This is a genomic window from Pseudomonas sp. AN-1 (assembly GCF_034057115.1).
Taxonomy (GTDB): Bacteria; Pseudomonadota; Gammaproteobacteria; order Pseudomonadales; family Pseudomonadaceae; genus Geopseudomonas.
In genome coordinates, this window is sequence record NZ_CP139195.1 from 1,038,808 (window position 1) to 1,055,574 (window position 16,767).

Annotated in this window: 16 protein-coding genes; 12 read left to right on the forward strand and 4 right to left on the reverse strand. The window is 68.4% G+C overall.

The window, feature by feature from the left end; genetic code table 11:
* The first annotated feature begins 43 nt into the window (after nucleotides 1–43).
* The 5 genes from SK095_RS04605 (at nucleotide 44) to SK095_RS04625 (ending at nucleotide 6,153) form a co-directional block, all read left to right on the forward strand.
* Nucleotides 44–283, forward strand: coding sequence for a DUF2970 domain-containing protein (locus SK095_RS04605; RefSeq protein ID WP_320548044.1), 240 nt, complete (start codon nucleotides 44–46; stop codon nucleotides 281–283).
* A 297-nt stretch (nucleotides 284–580) separates the two neighbouring features.
* Entirely contained in the window at nucleotides 581–2,152 is a 1,572-nt protein-coding gene (locus SK095_RS04610) for a sensor domain-containing diguanylate cyclase (RefSeq protein WP_320548045.1), read from the forward strand.
* Nucleotides 2,153–2,235: 83 nt separating this feature from the next.
* Nucleotides 2,236–3,819: a sensor domain-containing diguanylate cyclase gene (locus SK095_RS04615; RefSeq protein ID WP_320548046.1), complete on the forward strand. Its 1,584-nt coding sequence runs from the start codon at nucleotides 2,236–2,238 to the stop codon at nucleotides 3,817–3,819.
* Between the two features lie 197 nt (nucleotides 3,820–4,016).
* Nucleotides 4,017–5,675, forward strand: a complete 1,659-nt coding sequence (locus SK095_RS04620) for a nitrite/sulfite reductase (RefSeq protein ID WP_320548047.1) — start codon at nucleotides 4,017–4,019, stop codon at nucleotides 5,673–5,675.
* Nucleotides 5,659–6,153 carry a DUF934 domain-containing protein gene (locus tag SK095_RS04625; RefSeq protein ID WP_136488635.1) on the forward strand — a complete coding sequence of 165 codons (495 nt, stop codon included), beginning with the start codon at nucleotides 5,659–5,661 and terminating at the stop codon, nucleotides 6,151–6,153. The genes SK095_RS04620 and SK095_RS04625 overlap by 17 nt, the downstream gene beginning before the upstream one ends.
* Before the next feature lie 73 nt (nucleotides 6,154–6,226).
* Here the strand turns inward: SK095_RS04625 and SK095_RS04630 are convergent, their stop codons facing one another.
* Nucleotides 6,227–7,222, reverse strand: coding sequence for a YhdH/YhfP family quinone oxidoreductase (locus tag SK095_RS04630; RefSeq protein WP_136488637.1), 996 nt, complete (start codon nucleotides 7,220–7,222; stop codon nucleotides 6,227–6,229).
* 42 nt (nucleotides 7,223–7,264) lie between these two features.
* Nucleotides 7,265–8,287: a protease SohB gene (gene sohB / locus SK095_RS04635; protein ID WP_320548048.1), complete on the reverse strand. Its 1,023-nt coding sequence runs from the start codon at nucleotides 8,285–8,287 to the stop codon at nucleotides 7,265–7,267.
* 203 nt (nucleotides 8,288–8,490) lie between these two features.
* Here sohB and SK095_RS04640 point away from each other — a divergent pair, with 203 nt between their 5' ends.
* Entirely contained in the window at nucleotides 8,491–8,805 is a 315-nt protein-coding gene (locus SK095_RS04640; RefSeq protein ID WP_136488639.1) for an SCP2 sterol-binding domain-containing protein, read from the forward strand.
* Between the two features lie 61 nt (nucleotides 8,806–8,866).
* On the opposite strand, the gene SK095_RS04645 is transcribed toward SK095_RS04640, so the two are convergent.
* Entirely contained in the window at nucleotides 8,867–10,186 is a 1,320-nt protein-coding gene (locus SK095_RS04645) for a Na+/H+ antiporter family protein (RefSeq protein ID WP_320548049.1), read from the reverse strand.
* A gap of 290 nt (nucleotides 10,187–10,476) precedes the next feature.
* Between SK095_RS04645 and SK095_RS04650 the strand changes: the two genes are divergently transcribed.
* The 6 genes from SK095_RS04650 (at nucleotide 10,477) to SK095_RS04675 (ending at nucleotide 16,293) form a co-directional block, all read left to right on the forward strand.
* Nucleotides 10,477–11,343: an MBL fold metallo-hydrolase gene (locus tag SK095_RS04650; protein WP_320548050.1), complete on the forward strand. Its 867-nt coding sequence runs from the start codon at nucleotides 10,477–10,479 to the stop codon at nucleotides 11,341–11,343.
* A gap of 40 nt (nucleotides 11,344–11,383) precedes the next feature.
* Nucleotides 11,384–13,126: a bifunctional protein tyrosine phosphatase family protein/NAD(P)/FAD-dependent oxidoreductase gene (locus tag SK095_RS04655; RefSeq protein ID WP_320548051.1), complete on the forward strand. Its 1,743-nt coding sequence runs from the start codon at nucleotides 11,384–11,386 to the stop codon at nucleotides 13,124–13,126.
* On the forward strand, nucleotides 13,126–14,928 hold the full coding sequence (locus tag SK095_RS04660) for a sulfate permease (protein ID WP_320548052.1): 1,803 nt from the start codon (nucleotides 13,126–13,128) through the stop codon (nucleotides 14,926–14,928). Before SK095_RS04655 ends, SK095_RS04660 begins: the two co-directional genes overlap by 1 nt.
* Nucleotides 14,912–15,292 carry a rhodanese-like domain-containing protein gene (locus SK095_RS04665; protein ID WP_201485902.1) on the forward strand — a complete coding sequence of 127 codons (381 nt, stop codon included), beginning with the start codon at nucleotides 14,912–14,914 and terminating at the stop codon, nucleotides 15,290–15,292. Before SK095_RS04660 ends, SK095_RS04665 begins: the two co-directional genes overlap by 17 nt.
* Before the next feature lie 46 nt (nucleotides 15,293–15,338).
* On the forward strand, nucleotides 15,339–15,527 hold the full coding sequence (locus tag SK095_RS04670; RefSeq protein ID WP_201485903.1) for a DUF2892 domain-containing protein: 189 nt from the start codon (nucleotides 15,339–15,341) through the stop codon (nucleotides 15,525–15,527).
* 223 nt (nucleotides 15,528–15,750) lie between these two features.
* Nucleotides 15,751–16,293, forward strand: coding sequence for a hypothetical protein (locus SK095_RS04675; RefSeq protein WP_320548053.1), 543 nt, complete (start codon nucleotides 15,751–15,753; stop codon nucleotides 16,291–16,293).
* Nucleotides 16,294–16,373: 80 nt separating this feature from the next.
* Here the strand turns inward: SK095_RS04675 and SK095_RS04680 are convergent, their stop codons facing one another.
* Nucleotides 16,374–16,703: a hypothetical protein gene (locus tag SK095_RS04680; RefSeq protein WP_136488647.1), complete on the reverse strand. Its 330-nt coding sequence runs from the start codon at nucleotides 16,701–16,703 to the stop codon at nucleotides 16,374–16,376.
* Nucleotides 16,704–16,767 lie beyond the last annotated feature (64 nt).

Here is a 16,767-nt window from a genome sequence, read left to right on the forward strand (position 1 = left end):
AATGCGCACGAAGCTTGCTGCAGACCCCGCGAGAGAGGTGGCCATGAACCAGCCCGACAAGCCCACCGACAAGCAGCACGAGCGCCCGCTCGGCCTGCGCCAGATGCTGCAGAGCGTGCTGGCCGCCGCCTTCGGCGTGCAGAGCAATCGCAACCGCCAGCGCGACTTCAGCCGTGGCAAGCCCAGTCACTTCATCCTGCTCGGCCTGCTGTTCACCCTGCTGTTCGTGCTGCTGCTGTTCGGCGTGGTGCGCCTGGTGCTGAACCTCGCCGGGGCCGGCTAGCCGGCCCCGGTATCCCGGGTCACTGCTGGCTGACCCACATCAGCGCGGTGCTCACCGCGATCAGGATCAGGGCCAGTGCGGCCCGGGCGTCGGCCTTGCTGTCGGCGCGGTCGTGGCTGTCGTGCTCGTTCATCATCGATTCCCCCCGTGGGTCTGCTCCTCCTGAGTCAAGACCACTGCCGGCCGGCGCTCAAGGCCGCTGCCAGCATTCTGCCAGCAGCCATTTCCCGCCGCCTCGCCGCGGCCATGCTAGGCTTTGCGACAGACATCAGCTCACGAACCTGGCGGCGTCACGACATGCACCTCTCCACCGAGTTCAGGATCGATCTGCGTCGCCTGATTCTGCTCCTGGCCGTGACGACCGCCCTGCTGACGCTGGCCAATACCTTCTATGCCAGCTATCAGGCGCAGCGCGTCCTGCTGATCCGCCAGACCCTGGAGGCCAACCGGGTCTACGCCAGCAAGCTCGCCGAGAGTACCGAAAGCCTGCTCGCGGCGGCACGCCAGCAGCTGGCCTACAGCGCCACCCACCTGGCGCCGCAGCTCGACCAGCCGCAGCAGCTGGCCATGGAGGCCGAGCGCCTGCGGCTGCAGACCGACAGCTTCAACTCCACCTTCATCGTCCGCGACGACCGCACCCTGCTCGCCGTCTCCCCCCCGACCCTGCACGGCGTGGGCGTCAGCATCGACAGCGACGGTGCCCGCGAGGCACTGGAAAAGCGCGAGCCGCTGGTGAGCCGGCCCTTCATGTCGGCCAGCGGCCGGCTGATCATCGCCATCAGCCATCCGATCCACAGCAGCGACGGCCACTACCGCGGCTATGTCGGCGGCGCCATCTACCTGCGCGAGGAGAGCGTGCTCGGCGCCCTGCTCGGCGAGCACTTCTACCGCGATGGCTCCTACCTGTACGTGGTCGACCGCCACGGGCAGGTCCTCTATCACCGCGACTCGGAGCGGGTGGGCGAAACCATGCGCTCCGATCCGGCGCTGGAGGCGGTGATCCGCGGCGAGAGCGGCAGCCGTCGGGTGATCAGCCGCCACGGCGTCGACATGCTGGCCGGCTATGCGCCGGTGCCCAGCACAGGCTGGGGCATAGTCGCCCAGCGGCCGACCCAGGCCGCCCTGGCCGAGCTCAACGAGATGATGCTCGGCATCCTGGGCAACGCGATCCCGGTCTCGCTGCTCACCCTGCTGGGGCTGTGGTGGCTGTCGCGGCTGATCGCCCGGCCGCTCTGGCAACTGGCCAGCAACGCCCGCCACCTCGACTCGCAGGCGGCGGGCGAGCAGATCCGCCAGGTGCGCGCCTGGTACTACGAGGCAGGCCAGCTCAAGCAGGCCCTGCTGGCGGGGCTGGCACAGTTCAGCCTGAAGATCGGCCAGCTCAACCTCGACTCGATCACCGACCCGCTGACAGGGCTGCTCAACCGCCGCGGCATGCAGCTCGCCCTCGAACAGTGGCAGCTCAGCGGCCATGCCTATGCGGTGATCGCCATCGACATCGACCACTTCAAGGAGGTCAACGACCGCTTCGGTCACGATGTCGGCGACCAGCTGCTGCGCCACCTCGCCCAGTTGATGCAGCAGATCGCCCGCCAGGCCGACGTGCTGTGCCGCTTCGGCGGCGAGGAATTCGTCATGCTGCTGCCCCGCACCACCCTGGTCGACGCCTGCGGCGTGGCCGAGCGGCTGCGCCAGTGCGTGGCCGACAGCCCGAGTCCGGACGGCACCACGGTGACCATTTCCCTCGGCGTCGCCCATTGCCCCGACAGCCGCAACGGCACCGAGACGGTGCTGAAGAAGGCCGACCAGGCGCTCTACGCGGCCAAGCACCAGGGGCGCAACCGGGTGGTCATCGCCGGCGCAGCCTGATCGGCTGCGGGTGCTACTGGGGGAAGGGACGCCGATGTGATAAGGTCGCACGCTTTCCATGGATTGACTTCGCCGGCGCCGCAATGCCTTCCCTCCGATCCCTGCTGCGTCTCGATCTGCGCCGCCTGATCCTGCTGCTCACCCTTGCCACGGCACTGCTCACCCTCGCCAATACCTTCTATGCCAGCTACCTGGTGCAGCAGGACCTGCTGATCCAGGAAAGCCTGGAGTCCAACCGCGTCTATGCCGTCAAGCTGGCCGCAAGCACCGAGCACTTCCTCGCCGGCACCCGCCAGCAACTGGCCTACAGCGCCAGCCTGCTGCCCGGGCAGATGCAGGACGAGGAGCGCCTGAACCGGGAGGTCGACCGCCTGCGCCTGCAGACGGCCAGCTTCAACTCGGTATTCGTGGTGGATGCAAGCGGCAAGGTACTGGCTTCCTCGCCGCAGACCCTGCAGCAGGTGGGCAAGACCGTGCAGAGCCACGGCGCCCTGCAGGCGCTGAGCGAGCGCCGGCCGCTGATCAGCGCCCCCTACATTTCCGCCCTGGGCAACCTGGTGGTGTTCATTTCCCAGCCGATCCACGACCGCCAGGGCAACTACCTCGGCTACGTCGGCGGCAGCATCTACCTGCAGCAGCACAACATCCTCAACACCCTGCTCGGCGAGCACCACTACAAGGACGGCTCCTACCTGTACGTGATCGACCGCGGCCGCCGCCTGCTCTACCACCCGGAAGCCGCGCGGATCGGCGAGGTGGTGCACGGCAACCCGGTGATCGAGGACGTGATCCGCGGGCAGGACGGCAGCCGCCAACTGATCAACTCGCGCGGCGTGGACATGCTGGCCGGCTACGCGCCCGTGCCCAGCACCGGCTGGGGCATAGTCGCCCAGCGCCCCACCGCCAGCGTCATGGCCAAGCTGCGGAGCCTGATGCTGGGGGTGCTGAGCAATGCCGTGCCCTTCTCGCTGCTCAGCCTGCTGGCCATCTGGGGGCTGGCACGGATGGTCTCCCAGCCCCTGCGCCAGCTGGCCAACACCGCCCAGCATCTGGACTCGCCGACCGCCAGCGAGCAGATCCACCGGGTACGCTCCTGGTACTTCGAGGCGGCCCAGCTCAAGCGCGCCCTGCTCGCCGGCCTGGCCCTGCTGCAGCAGAAGATCGGCCAGCTCAACCTCGACACCCTCACCGACCCGCTCAGCGGCCTGCTCAACCGCCGCGGCCTGCAGGTTGCCCTGGAACAGTGGGTGCGCGGCGGACAGCCCTTCGCCGTGCTGGCCCTCGACATCGATCACTTCAAGCTGATCAACGACAACCACGGCCATGAAGCCGGCGACCGGGCGATCCGCCATTTCGCCCAGCTGATGCGCGACTGCTCGCGCCGCGACGACGTCCTCTGCCGCTCGGGCGGCGAGGAGTTCGTCATGCTGCTGCCGGGCACCAGCCTGGACTCCGCCTGCCAGGTCGCCGAACGCCTGCGCCAGCGGACCGAATCCGCCACGGCGCCGGACGGCATCCGCTTCACCCTCTCCGTCGGCGTCGCCCATTGGCCGGACAGCGCACACGAGGTCGACGGCGTGCTGCAGCTGGCCGACCAGGCCCTGTACCGGGCCAAGCGCGAGGGACGCAACCGGGTGAACAGCGCCTCGGCAAGCTGCCAGCCGTGAGGCGATCGCGCGCAAGCCACGGTTCGGACCCGGCCTTATCTATTAAGGTTATGTACATATAGTTATTCTTCACTTTGTTGCATAAGCACGAGCTGCTATCGTGCCGCCACTCCATCGGAGTGCGCAGCCGTGTGCGCAGCAGAAACGCCTTGTCCAGCCCGCACGGCGCCGCCGACAGCCTGAGAGCAGAGAATTACATGTACGTATACGACGAATACGATCAGAGGATCATCGAGGAGCGCGTCGCGCAGTTCCGCGGCCAGACCGAACGCTACCTGGCCGGCGAACTGGGCGAGGAGGAATTCCGCCCGCTGCGCCTGCAGAACGGCCTGTATGTGCAGCGCCACGCGCCCATGCTGCGCGTCTGCGTGCCCTACGGCCTGCTCTCCGCGCCGCAGCTGCGCATGCTGGCCAAGCTGGCCCGCGACTACGACAAGGGCTACGCGCACATCAGCACCCGCCAGAACGTGCAGTACAACTGGCCGAAGCTGGAAGACGTGCCGGACATGCTCGCCGAACTGGCCAGCGTGCAGATGCACGCCATCCAGACCAGCGGCAACTGCATCCGCAACGTCACCACCGACCAGTTCGCCGGCGTCGCCGCCGACGAGGTGATCGACCCGCGTCCGTGGTGCGAGATCATCCGCCAGTGGGCCACCTTCCACCCGGAATTCGCCCACCTGCCGCGCAAGTTCAAGATCGCGGTGAACGGCTCGGCCGCCGACCGTGCCGCCATCGAGGTGCACGACATCGGCCTGGAGCCGGTGCACAACGAGGCCGGCGAACTGGGCTTCCGCGTGCTGGTCGGCGGCGGCCTCGGCCGCACCCCGATCGTCGGCAGCTTCATCAACGAGTTCCTGCCCTGGCAGCACCTGCTGACCTACCTGGAAGCCATCCTGCGCGTGTACAACCGTTACGGTCGCCGTGACAACAAGTACAAGGCGCGCATCAAGATCCTGGTCAAGGCACTGACCCCGGAAGTGTTCGCCGAGCGCGTCGCCGCCGAGTGGGCGCACCTCAAGGACGGCCCGGCCACCCTCACCCGGGAAGAGCTGGACCGCGTCGCAGCGCACTTCGTCGACCCGGCCTACCAGGCCCAGGCAGACCAGAGCGCCGCCCTCGCCGCCCTGGACGCCGAGCACCCGGGCTTCGCCCGCTGGCGTTCGCGCAACGTGGTCGCCCACAAGAAGCCGGGCTACGCCGCCGTCACCCTGTCGCTCAAGCCGACCGGCATCGCCCCCGGCGACGTCACCGACAAGCAGCTCGACGCCATCGCCGACCTGGCCGAGCGCTACAGCTTCGGCGAGGCGCGCACCAGCCACGAGCAGAACATCATCCTCGCCGACGTCGAGCAGTCCAAGCTGTTCGCCCTGTGGAACGAGCTGCGCGAGCTGGGTCTGGCCACCCCGAACATCGGCCTCTTGACCGACATCATCTGCTGCCCCGGCGGCGACTTCTGCTCGCTGGCCAACGCCAAGTCGATCCCGATCGCCGAGGCCATCCAGCGCCGCTTCGACGACCTCGACTACCTGTTCGACCTCGGCGAGATCGACCTGAACATCTCCGGCTGCATGAACGCCTGCGGTCACCACCACATCGGCAACATCGGCATCCTCGGCGTCGACAAGAAGGGCGAGGAGTTCTACCAGGTGTCGATGGGTGGCGAAGCCGGGCGCAACGCCAGCCTCGGCCAGATCCTCGGCCCGTCCTTCGCCCAGGACGACATGGCCGACGTGATCGAGAAGATCATCAATGTCTACGTCGAGCAACGCCATGAAGACGAGCGCTTCATCGAGACCTTCCGCCGTATCGGCATCGATCCCTTCAAGGAACGCGTCTATGCAAAGAATCATTAAGAACGGCGAGGTCATCGACGAGCGCTGGCACCTGCTGCCGGTCGACGCCACCCTCGACGGCATCTCCAACAGCGACGACCTGATCGTGCCGCTGGGCCTGTGGCTGGAATCCAGCCACGCCCTCAAGGTGCGCGACGGCGGCCTGGGCGTGTGGCTGCAGAGCCACGAACAGATCGAGGACATCGTCGACGACCTGAAGCACTTCCAGGTCATCGCCCTCGACTTCCCGGCGTTCACCGACGGCCGCCACTTCTCCAGCGCCCGCCTGCTGCGCGAGCGCTACGGCTACAAGGGCGAGATCCGCGCCATCGGCGACGTGCTGCGCGACCAGCTGTTCTTCATGCACCGCTGCGGCTTCGACGCCTTCGCCGTGCGCCCGGACCGCGACCCGTACGACGCGCTCAAGGGCCTGTCGGACTTCTCGGTGACCTACCAGACCGGGGTCGACCAGCCGCTGCCGCTGTTCCGCCGCCGCTGAGTTTCAGCCCGCTGAAAACAGGGAGCCCCGCATATGCGGGGCTTCCTGTTTGTGGCGCGGTAATCCTCGGAATTCAGTCGATGCGCACCAGCGTGCGCCCCACCATGCGCCCGGCGAGGATCCGGTAGACCGCGTCGGGCAGTTCCTCCAGGCCGATCTCGTGGCAGACCAGCTCGAGATTGTCGAGTCTCCAGGGGCCGGCCAGCTTTTCCCACATGGCCGCCTTGGTGGCCAGCGGCAGCTCCACCGAGTCGACGCCGAGCAGGTTGACCCCGCGCAGGATGAACGGCAGCACCGAGGCGCGGCTCATCGCCGCACTGGCGGTCAGCCCGCAGCAGGTCACGCTGGCGCCGTACTGCAGCGACTTGACCACGTTGAACAGGATGTCGCCGCCCACGGTGTCCACCGCGCCGGCCCAGCGCATCTTCAGCAGCGGCTTGTCGGTGCCGTCGCGCAGCAGGGTGCGGTCGATGATCTGCTGGGCGCCCAGGCGGTGCAGGAACTCGGCCTGCTCCAGCTTGCCGGTGGACGCCGCCACGGTATAGCCCAGCCGGGTCAGCAGCAGCACCGCGACGCTGCCCACTCCGCCGCAGGCGCCGGTGACCAGCACCGGGCCGGCCGCGGCATCCAGGCCCATGCGCTGCAGCTTGTCGATGCACAGTCCGGCGGTCAGCCCGGCGGTACCGAGCAGCATGGCCTCGCGCAGGGACAGCCCTTCGGGACGGCGCAGCACCCAGGCGGCCGGCACGCGCACGTACTGGGCGAGCCCCCCGGCGTGGTTGGCGCCCAGGTCGTAACCGGTGACCAACACCTCTTCGCCCGGCTGGAATTCGCCGGTGGAGCATTCGACCACCTCGCCGGCGGCGTCGATGCCGGGGGTGTGCGGATACTCGCGGGTCACCGCGCGGTTGCCGCTGGCCGACAGCGCGTCCTTGTAGTTGAGCGAGGACCAGCGCACGCGGATCAGCACCTCGCCCGGCGGCAGGTCCTCGATGCGCCGCTCGACCACTGCCTGGTCGAACACCCCCGGGCTGCTTTCGGTCACCCAAAGGGCCTTGAAACTCGTCATCCTGTCCTCCTCATGTCGCCGGTCGATGCACCGGCGACCGGCTCACTGCCAGAAACGGGGTTGCGACAACCGGCTCCACCAGCGCAGCAGCACGCTGTCGAGCACGGCACCGGTGGCCAGGCCGACACGTTCCTGCAGGCTCTTCTTCTCGTGGTAGCGCAGCTGGTACAGGTCGGCGTGCCGGGCACGCTCGGCCAGGTATTCGTCGCTGGTCATCAGTTCGTCGACCAGCTGCTTGCCCAGCGCCGCCTGGCCGAGCCAGACCTCGCCGGTGGCGACCTCGTCGATGGCCAGTTGCGGGCGATAGCGGGCGACGAAGTTCTTGAACAGCTCGTGGGTGATGTCCAGGTCTTCCTGGAACTTCTCCCGGCCCTTGTCGGTGTTCTCGCCGAACACGGTCAGGGTGCGCTTGTACTCGCCGGCGGTGAGCACCTCGAAATCGATGGCGTGCTTCTTCAGCAGGCGGTGGAAGTTGGGCAACTGGGCGACCACACCGATCGAGCCGAGGATGGCGAAGGGCGCGGCGAGGATCTTCTCCCCGATGCAGGCCATCATGTAGCCGCCGCTGGCGGCCACCTTGTCCACGCACACGGTCAGCGGCACGCCGGCCTGACGGATGCGCGCCAGCTGCGAGGAGGCAAGGCCGTAGCTGTGCACCATGCCGCCGCCGCTCTCCAGGCGCACCACCACCTCGTCCTGCGGGGTGGCCAGGCTGAGCAGCGCGGTGACCTCGTGACGCAGGTGCTCGCCGGCCGAGGCCTTGATGTCACCATCGAAGTCCAGCACGTAGACCCGAGGCCGGTGGCTGGCGGCCTTCTTCTCGGCCTTCTCCGCCTTGGTCTCGGCCTTGCGCAGCGCCTTGAGCTGCTCCTTGTCCAGCACGCTATCCTGCAGGCGCTCGCGCAGGGCCCTGTAGAAGTCGTTGAGCTTGTGCACGTCCAGATGTCCACCGGAGCGGCGGTCGCGGCTGCGCAGCACGGCGATGGTGACCAGGACGACGAGGATGGCCACCAGCACGGTCACTGTCCTGGCCAGGAAACCGGCATACTCGACAAGAAACTCCACGGGCTCTCCTTGATGGCTTGTGGCGGTCTGCAAAGCATACCGGCGCCGACCGGCGGCGGCCACCGCCAGCGTGACGGCACGACCGCGGCGACGTTTCAAACGTGCGTATGGTCGCGTTGACAGCCCGCCGGCAGCCCCCTACCCTCGCCAGCAAACGCTTCCTGCCGCCGGCACGACTCCCCGCCAAACACAAGGACCCCTTCATGAGCAGCGTCGCCAAAGTCATCGAAACCATGCAGGCCCGCTTCAATGCCAACGCCGCCGCCGGCCTCGACCTGGTGTTCCAGTTCAACATCGAGGATGCGGAGAACTACTACCTGAGCATCAAGGACGGCACCTGCAGCCTCACCGAAGGCAACGCCGAGTCGCCCAACGTCGCCCTGATCATGGACAGCGCCACCCTCAAGGGCGTGCTCAAGGGCGAGATCAGCGGCATGGAGGCGTTCATGACCGGCAAGCTGCGCACCGAGGGCGACATGATGCTGGCCCTCAAGCTGGGCGACCTGTTCCCGTCCTGATCGGGCAGGCAGACAGAAAAAAGCCGGAGCATGCTCCGGCTTTTGCGTTTCTGGCACCGCGTTACAGCACCATCGCCGCCACCCAGCCGAAAGCCAGCAGCGGCAGGTTGTAGTGCAGGAAGGTCGGCACCACGCTGTCCCAAATGTGGTTGTGCTGGCCATCGACGTTGAGGCCGGCGGTCGGGCCGAGGGTCGAGTCGGAGGCCGGCGAGCCGGCATCGCCCAGGGCGCCGGCGGTGCCCACCAGACTGACGATGGCCAGCGGGCTGAAGCCCAGCTCGACGCCCAGCGGCACGAAGATCGCCGCGATGATCGGCACGGTGGAGAACGACGAGCCGATGCCCATGGTTACCAGCAGGCCGACCAGCAGCATCAGCAGCGCACCGAGCGCCTTGCTGTTGCCGATCGCCCCGGCGGAGGCGTCGACCAGCGACTTGACGTGGCCGGTCTCGCGCATCACCTCGGCGAAGCCGGCGGCGGCGATCATGATGAAGCCGATCATCGCCATCATCTTCATGCCCTCGGTGAACAGGCCGTCGGCCTCCTTCCAACGCACCACGCCGGAGGCGGAGAACACCACGAAGCCGGCCAGCGCGCCGATGATCATCGAGTCCAGCCACAGCTGGATGGCGAAGGCCACCGCCACCGCCACCCCGGCCACGCCGAGGGTCAGCGGACTGTAGCGGCGCTCGACCTGCTCGGCCTGCTCGATCAGCGCCAGGTCGTACTGGCGCGGCTTGCGGTAGCTGACGAACACCGCCACCAGCAGACCGAAGACCATGCCCAGCGCCGGGATCGCCATCGCCTCGGTGACACTCACGCCGGCCACCTCGACGCCGCTCCTGGCCACGTTGGCCAGCAGGATGTCGTTGAGGAAGATGCTGCCGAAGCCCACCGGCAGGAACATGTACGGTGTGATCAGGCCGAAGGTCAGCACGCAGGCGATCAGCCGGCGATCCAGCTGCAGGCGGCTCAGCACGTAGAGCAGCGGCGGCACCAGCAGCGGGATGAAGGCGATGTGGATCGGCAGGATGTTCTGCGAGGACACCGCCACCACCAGCAGCAGGCCGAGCACCAGCCACTTCACCGTGCCGCCGCCGTTGGCCTCCTGACGCCCGACCAGATGCAGCGCCCTGTCGGCCAGCGCGTGGGCCATGCCGGAACGGGCGATGGCCACCGCGAAGGCGCCGAGCAGTGCGTAGGACAGCGCCACGGTGGCGCCGCCACCGAGGCCCTTGTTGAAGGCCGCCAGGGTGCCCTCGATGCCCAGGCCGCCGACCAGGCCACCCGCCAGGGCGCCGAGGATCAGGGCGACCACCACATGCACCCGGCACAGGCTGAGCACCAGCATCAGGCCGACGGCGATGAGTACCGCATTCATGTCTTCACTCCAGATTTCGGGATCGCCCGCGGGCGAAAGGCGCGCACTCTGCCCAAACCCCGGCGACCTGTCAAAAGCGCACGCCCGACGGCCCGTTGCGGCGACGCGTTGCGCCAGCGCGGACGGCCGGCGGACAAGTGCCGATCGGCGTCCATGGTCCACACTGGAAAGCCGGATCATGGCCTCTCCCGCTTATGATTATTTATTCTATACATAGAACCAAAAATCGCAGTAGGCTGTATTCATGACATACCCCCATGGGTATACAAGGACTGACGGAGGATTGCCCCATGAATGCCCGCATCGAAGCCTTCTTCGACCCCGCCACCTTCACCTACAGCTACGTGGTGAGCGATCCCGAGAGCCGCCAGTGCGCACTGATCGACCCCGTGCTGGACTACGACCCCGCCGCCGGGCGCACCTCGCACCACAGCGCCGACCGCCTGATCGCCTACGTGCGCGAGCATGGCCTCAGCGTGCAGTGGATCCTCGAAACCCACGTGCACGCCGACCACATGAGCGCCGGCCACTACCTCAAGGAACAGCTCGGCGGCCAGCTCGGCATCGGCGACCGCATCCCGGTGATCCAGCAGACCTTCGGCAAGCTGTTCAACGCCGAAGCGGAGTTCGCCACCGACGGCCGCCAGTTCGACCACCTGTTCGCCGACGGCGAAGAGTTCCAGGTCGGCAACGTCCAGGCCCGCGCCATCCACACCCCCGGGCACACCCCGGCCTGCATGACCTACCTGATCGGCGACGCCGCCTTCGTCGGCGACACCCTGTTCATGCCCGACTACGGCACCGCGCGCTGCGACTTCCCCGGCGGCGACGCGCGCGCCCTGTACCACTCGATCCACGCCAAGCTGTTCGCCCTGCCGGACGCCACCCGCGTGTTCATGTGCCACGACTACAAGGCGCCGGGCCGCGAGGAGTACCTGTACGAGACGACCATCGGCGCCGAACGTGCGCACAACGTGCATATCCACCAGGGCATCGGCGAGGAGCAGTTCGTCGCCATGCGCCAGGCCCGCGACGCCACCCTCGGCATGCCGACCCTGATCCTGCCCTCGGTGCAGATCAACATGCGCGCCGGCGAGCTGCCGCCCGCCGAGGCCAACGGCAGCCGCTACCTGAAGATCCCGCTCGACGTGCTGTGACGCCGCCCCCGCACTCCAACGCAGACTGGAGAACGACAAGATGCAACCGATCAAGCGCCTGACCCCGTTCATCGCCGTGGCTGGCCAGCTCGAACCTGCCGACATGGGAGCCCTGGCCGCCAGCGGCTACCGCTGCGTGATCAACAACCGCCCGGACAACGAGGGCGAAGGCCAGCCCTCCAGCGCCGCGATGCGCACCGCGGCCGAGGCCTCCGGCCTGGAGTACCATGACCTGCCAGTAGTCTCCGGCAAGATCACCGACGAGGACGTCGCGGCCTTCCGCGAACTGCTCGACCGGGTCAGGGGCCCGGTCGTGGCCTTCTGCCGCACCGGCACCCGCTCCACCACCCTGTGGGCACTGGCCGAAGCCCACCATCTCGCCCCGGATGCCCTGCTGCAGACGGCCAGGGAGGCCGGCTACGACCTCGCTGCCCTGCAGCCGCGCCTCGAACAGCGCTGGCAGACCCTGCCCAACCAGCCGGTTTCCCCCAGCCAGTTCGCCCACACGCCGCGTTACGACGTGCTGGTGATCGGCGGCGGCGCCGCCGGCTGCGCGGTGACCGCCAGCCTGCTCAAGCGTGATGCGGGCCTGCGCATCGCCATCGTCGAGCCGCGCGAACAGCACTACTACCAGCCCGGCTGGACCCTGGTCGGCGCCGGGGTGTTCGACCGCGCCCGCACCGAGCGCGACATGGCCCGCTGCATCCCGCCCAGGGCGCAGTGGATCCGCGCCGCCGCGGCGGCGTTCGAGCCGGAGCAGCAGCAGGTGGTACTCGAGGACGGCAGCCGCCTGGGCTACCGCGCGCTGGTGGTCTGCCCGGGACTGACCCTCGACTGGAGCGCCATCGAGGGGGCGAAGGAGGCCCTGGGCAGGAACGGCGTGACCAGCAACTACGTGTTCGAGCTGGCGCCCTACACCTGGCAGCAGGTGCAGGCCCTGCGCGGCGGCCGCGCGCTGTTCACCCAGCCGCCGATGCCGATCAAGTGCGCCGGCGCGCCGCAGAAGGCCATGTACCTGTCCTGCGACCACTGGCTGAAACAGGGCGTACTGAAGGACATCCAGGTCGACTTCTGCTCGGCCGGCGCCGTGCTGTTCGGCGTCGCCGACTTCGTACCGCCACTGATGAAGTACGTCGAGCGCTACGGCGCCCACCTCAACTTCGGCGAGACGCTGGTCAAGGTCGACGGCGAAGCGCGCAAGGCCTGGTTCCGCAAGGCGGCCGCCGACGGCGGCAGCGAACTGGTCGAACGCGAGTTCGACTTCCTGCACATGGTGCCGCCGCAGCGCGCCCCCGAGTTCGTCCGCCAGAGTCCGCTGGCCAATGCCGAGGGCTGGGTCGAGGTCGACCACGAGACCCTGCGCCACCCGCGCTACGGCAACATCTTCAGCCTCGGCGACGTGTGCGCTGCGCCCAACGCCAAGACCGCCGCCGCGGTGCGCAAGCAGGCGCCGGTGGTCGCCGAGAACGTCATCGCCGTGCTGGCCGGCCGCGGGCCGCGGGCCATCTACGACGGCTACGGCTCCTGCCCGCTGACGGTCGAGCGCGGCAAGGTGATCCTCGCCGAGTTCGGCTACGGCGGAAAGCTGCTGCCGACCTTCCCCCTCGACCCGCGGGTGCCGCGCCGCCTGGCCTGGGACCTGAAGACCAAGTGGATGCCGGGCATCTACTTCGACCTGATGCTCAAGGGCCACGAATGGCTGGCCGAACCCAGGCACCTGGACTTCGAGCCGCGCCCGGTGGAATCGCCGGCGGCCTGTGATTTCACCCAGGAGAAGAAGTGATGAAAGAGCGGCTCGCCCGCTTCCTGCCGTGCCTGCAGTGGGCACGGCAGTACGACCGCGACGCTGCCGGCAAGGATTTCCTGGCCGCGGCGATCGTCACCCTGATGCTGATCCCGCAGAGCCTGGCCTACGCCATGCTCGCCGGCCTGCCGCCGATCAACGGCCTGTACGCCAGCATCCTGCCGCTGATCGCCTACGCCCTGTTCGGCACCAGCCGTACCCTGGCGGTCGGCCCGGTGGCGGTGGTCTCGCTGATGACCGCCGCCGCCCTCGGCCCGCTGTTCGCCAGCGGCAGCGCCGAATACGCCGGTGCCGCCCTGCTGCTGGCCCTGCTCTCCGGCGCCCTGCTGCTGGCCATGGCGGTGCTGCGCCTGGGCTTTCTCGCCAACTTCCTCAGCCACCCCGTGATCTCCGGCTTCATCAGCGCCTCGGGCCTGCTCATCGCCCTCGGCCAGCTCAAGCACATCCTCGGCATCCGGGCTGCCGGCGAGCACGCCCCGCAACTGCTGCTCGACCTGCTCGCCAACCTGCCGGATACCCACCTGCCGACCCTGGCCATCGGCGCCAGCGCGCTGGCCTTCCTGTTCCTGGTCCGCAGCAGGCTCAGTCCCTGGCTGCAGGCGCTCGGCTTCACCCCGCGCGTGGCCGGCAGCCTGGCCAAGACCGGGCCGGTGCTCGCCCTGCTCGCCTCGATACTGGCCGTCAGCCTGCTCGACCTGGCCGAAGCCGGCGTGCGCGTGGTCGGCGCCGTGCCCAGCGGTCTGCCGGCGTTCAGCCTGCCGACCCTGGACCTGGCGCTGGCCACCCAGCTGCTGCCGGCCGCCCTGCTGATCAGCCTGGTCGGCTTCGTCGAGTCGGTCTCGGTGGCGCAGACCCTGGCCGCCAAGCGCCGCCAGCGCATCGAGCCCAACCAGGAACTGGTCGCCCTCGGCGCCTCCAACGTGGCCGCGGCGCTCAGCGGCGGCTTCCCGGTCACCGGGGGCTTCGCCCGCTCGGTGGTCAACTTCGATGCCGGGGCGCAGACCCCGCTGGCCGGCGCCCTGACCGCCGTCGGCATCGCCGTCACCGTGCTGTTCTTCACCCCGCTGTTCCACAACCTGCCGCAGGCGGTGCTGGCCGCCACCATCATCGTCGCCGTGCTCAGCCTGGTCGACCTCGGCGCCCTCAAGCGCACCTGGCGCTACTCGCGCCAGGATGCCGCCGCCATGGCCGCGACCATGCTCGGCGTGCTGCTGGTCGGCGTCGAGGCCGGCATCCTGATCGGCGTCGGCCTGTCGCTGCTGCTGTTCCTCTGGCGCACCAGCCAGCCGCACATCGCCGTGGTCGGCCAACTGCCGGGCAGCGAGCACTTCCGCAACATCGAGCGCTTCGCCGTGGTGGAAAGCCCGAAGGTGCTGTCGGTGCGCGTCGACGAGAGCCTGTACTTCCCCAACGCCCGCTACCTCGAGGACCGCATCGCCGAACTGGTCACCCGCCGCCCGGCGGCCGAGCACCTGGTGCTGATGTGCCCCGGCGTCAACCTGATCGACGCCAGCGCCCTGGAAAGCCTCGAGGCGATCAGCGCTCGCCTGCATGCCGCCGGCATCCAGCTGCACCTCTCCGAGGTCAAGGGCCCGGTGATGGACCGCCTCAGCCAGACCGACTTCCTCGCGCACTTCGGCGGCCGGGTATTCATCAGCCAGTTCGAGGCCCTCGCCGAACTCGACCCGCAGACCACCCGACGCGCCATCGGCCAGCGCCGCAACGGACTGCCATTCGTTCACCCCCAACTGCAGGAAAGCGACAGTGAAAAACGCCCATGACCTGGTAGCCGAAGCCAAGGCCCGCATCGACGAAATCGACCTCGACACCGCCGAAGCGGCGATCCGCAACGCCGACGCGCTGCTCGACGTGCGCGAGGCCGACGAGTTCCACGCCGGGCACATCCCCGGCGCGGTGAACATCCCGCGCGGCCTGCTGGAGTTCCGGCTCAGCGCCAGCCCGGAACTGTCCGCCCGCGACCTGAATATCGTGCTGTACTGCAAGACGAGCGGCCGCGCCGCACTGGCCGCCTGCGCCCTGCAGGACATGGGCTACCTGAACGTGCAGTCGATCGCCGGCGGCTTCGACGCCTGGAGCGCGGCCGGCAAGGCGGTGGTGACGCCGAGTCTGCCGGTGTTCGACTGAACCGAGCGCACGGCATCCCATCCCGCAACCCGAGAGGCAATACATCATGCAGAAGAACGTTGGCGGTATCGACAAGATCGCCCGCATCGTGGTGGGCATAGCGCTGATCGTCTGGGCCATCGCCGGCGGCCCGGTGTGGGCGTGGATCGGCATCCTGCCGCTGGCCACCGGCCTGCTCAACTGGTGCCCGGCCTACAGCCTGCTCGGCATCAAGACCTGCCCGCTGAAGAAGTGACGGCCCGCCCCCGGCCACGTGGCTGCAGGGCTCGCCGGCCGGCCCGGGACAGGCTCGGGGCTCGCTGCAGGGGGTGCACCGCGCGCGGATGAACTATGGTTGCTCTGCAACCCGCGGCTGGGCCGTCCCGACCTGGAGCGAGCCGCGGGCGGCGGGAACGCTGCCGGCCAGGCCTGCAACACCCGCCGACGAAGCCGACGACGATCCCTCGGGGGGGCACGACATGAAGGAACTACTGGTGGAGCTGATCACCCTGATCAGCTCGGGCAGCATGGGAAACGACGACATCCAGCGGATCGCCGACGAGGCAGCCCAGGCCTATGCCGATCCGCCGGCCTTCCTCGCCGCCCATCCGGAGAGCGGTTACGAGGACGGCTGCCCGATCCCGCCGGGGGAATGGGTACTGCTCGGCAGTCTGCCGGATAGCGTGCTGTTCCAGGCCAAGCAGGCCGACGAGTTGCTCCAGCAGGTGATCGACTCGTTCGGCACGTCGTCGCCCTTCCCGTTCGAGGCTGGCGATCTTGCCGGGGAGGATCTGCTGACCGCCCTGCAGCGCATCCAGGTGGCGCTGAGCGACCTGTATCCGGAAACGGAAGGCTACGAACTGGTCGACTTCGGCGAACCGTTGGATGGCGGACTGCAGATGGTGCTGATCTACACCCGCGACCTGCCGCGGCTGCTGGAGTTGTCGATGGAAATCGGCATCTATGCGGCGCCGGCCTACGAGAGCCGGCTGACCGCGCTGGGCGACGGCGAGGACGGCTGAGCGGCAAGCGGGAAACCAGCAACGACCTGCGCGGGTTTCCCGCCCATCCAGCCAGTGGCGGCCCCACGGGGCCCGCCCCCTCAGTAGACGTAGTCGCTTTCGCTGCTCAGCTCGCGAAAAGCGCCATAGTGAACCTCGTCGCTGAACATCAGCTCCCCGCTCACCTCCGTGGGCAGCTCGTCGGCGGGACAGAATCCGTCGTTGCAGGCCGCATCCACGACCCAGCAGCCACGGATGAAGCTCACCTCGTAGCCATCGCGACGCAGCGCTCCCTCGGCCCGCTCCAGTGCCTCGCGCAGGGTGTTGGCAGCGGCATAGACATTGACATGGCAGCTGACGAAATCCCGTGCCTGGCCGCTGGCCGGCGACGGTCGTACTTCGGCCCCCACGCAGAACAGATGATTCTTCATTGCGGTTCTCCTCAATGACTTCGCTTGTCGACAGCCCCCGCAACGGGGTGGCAGGGAAGAACAT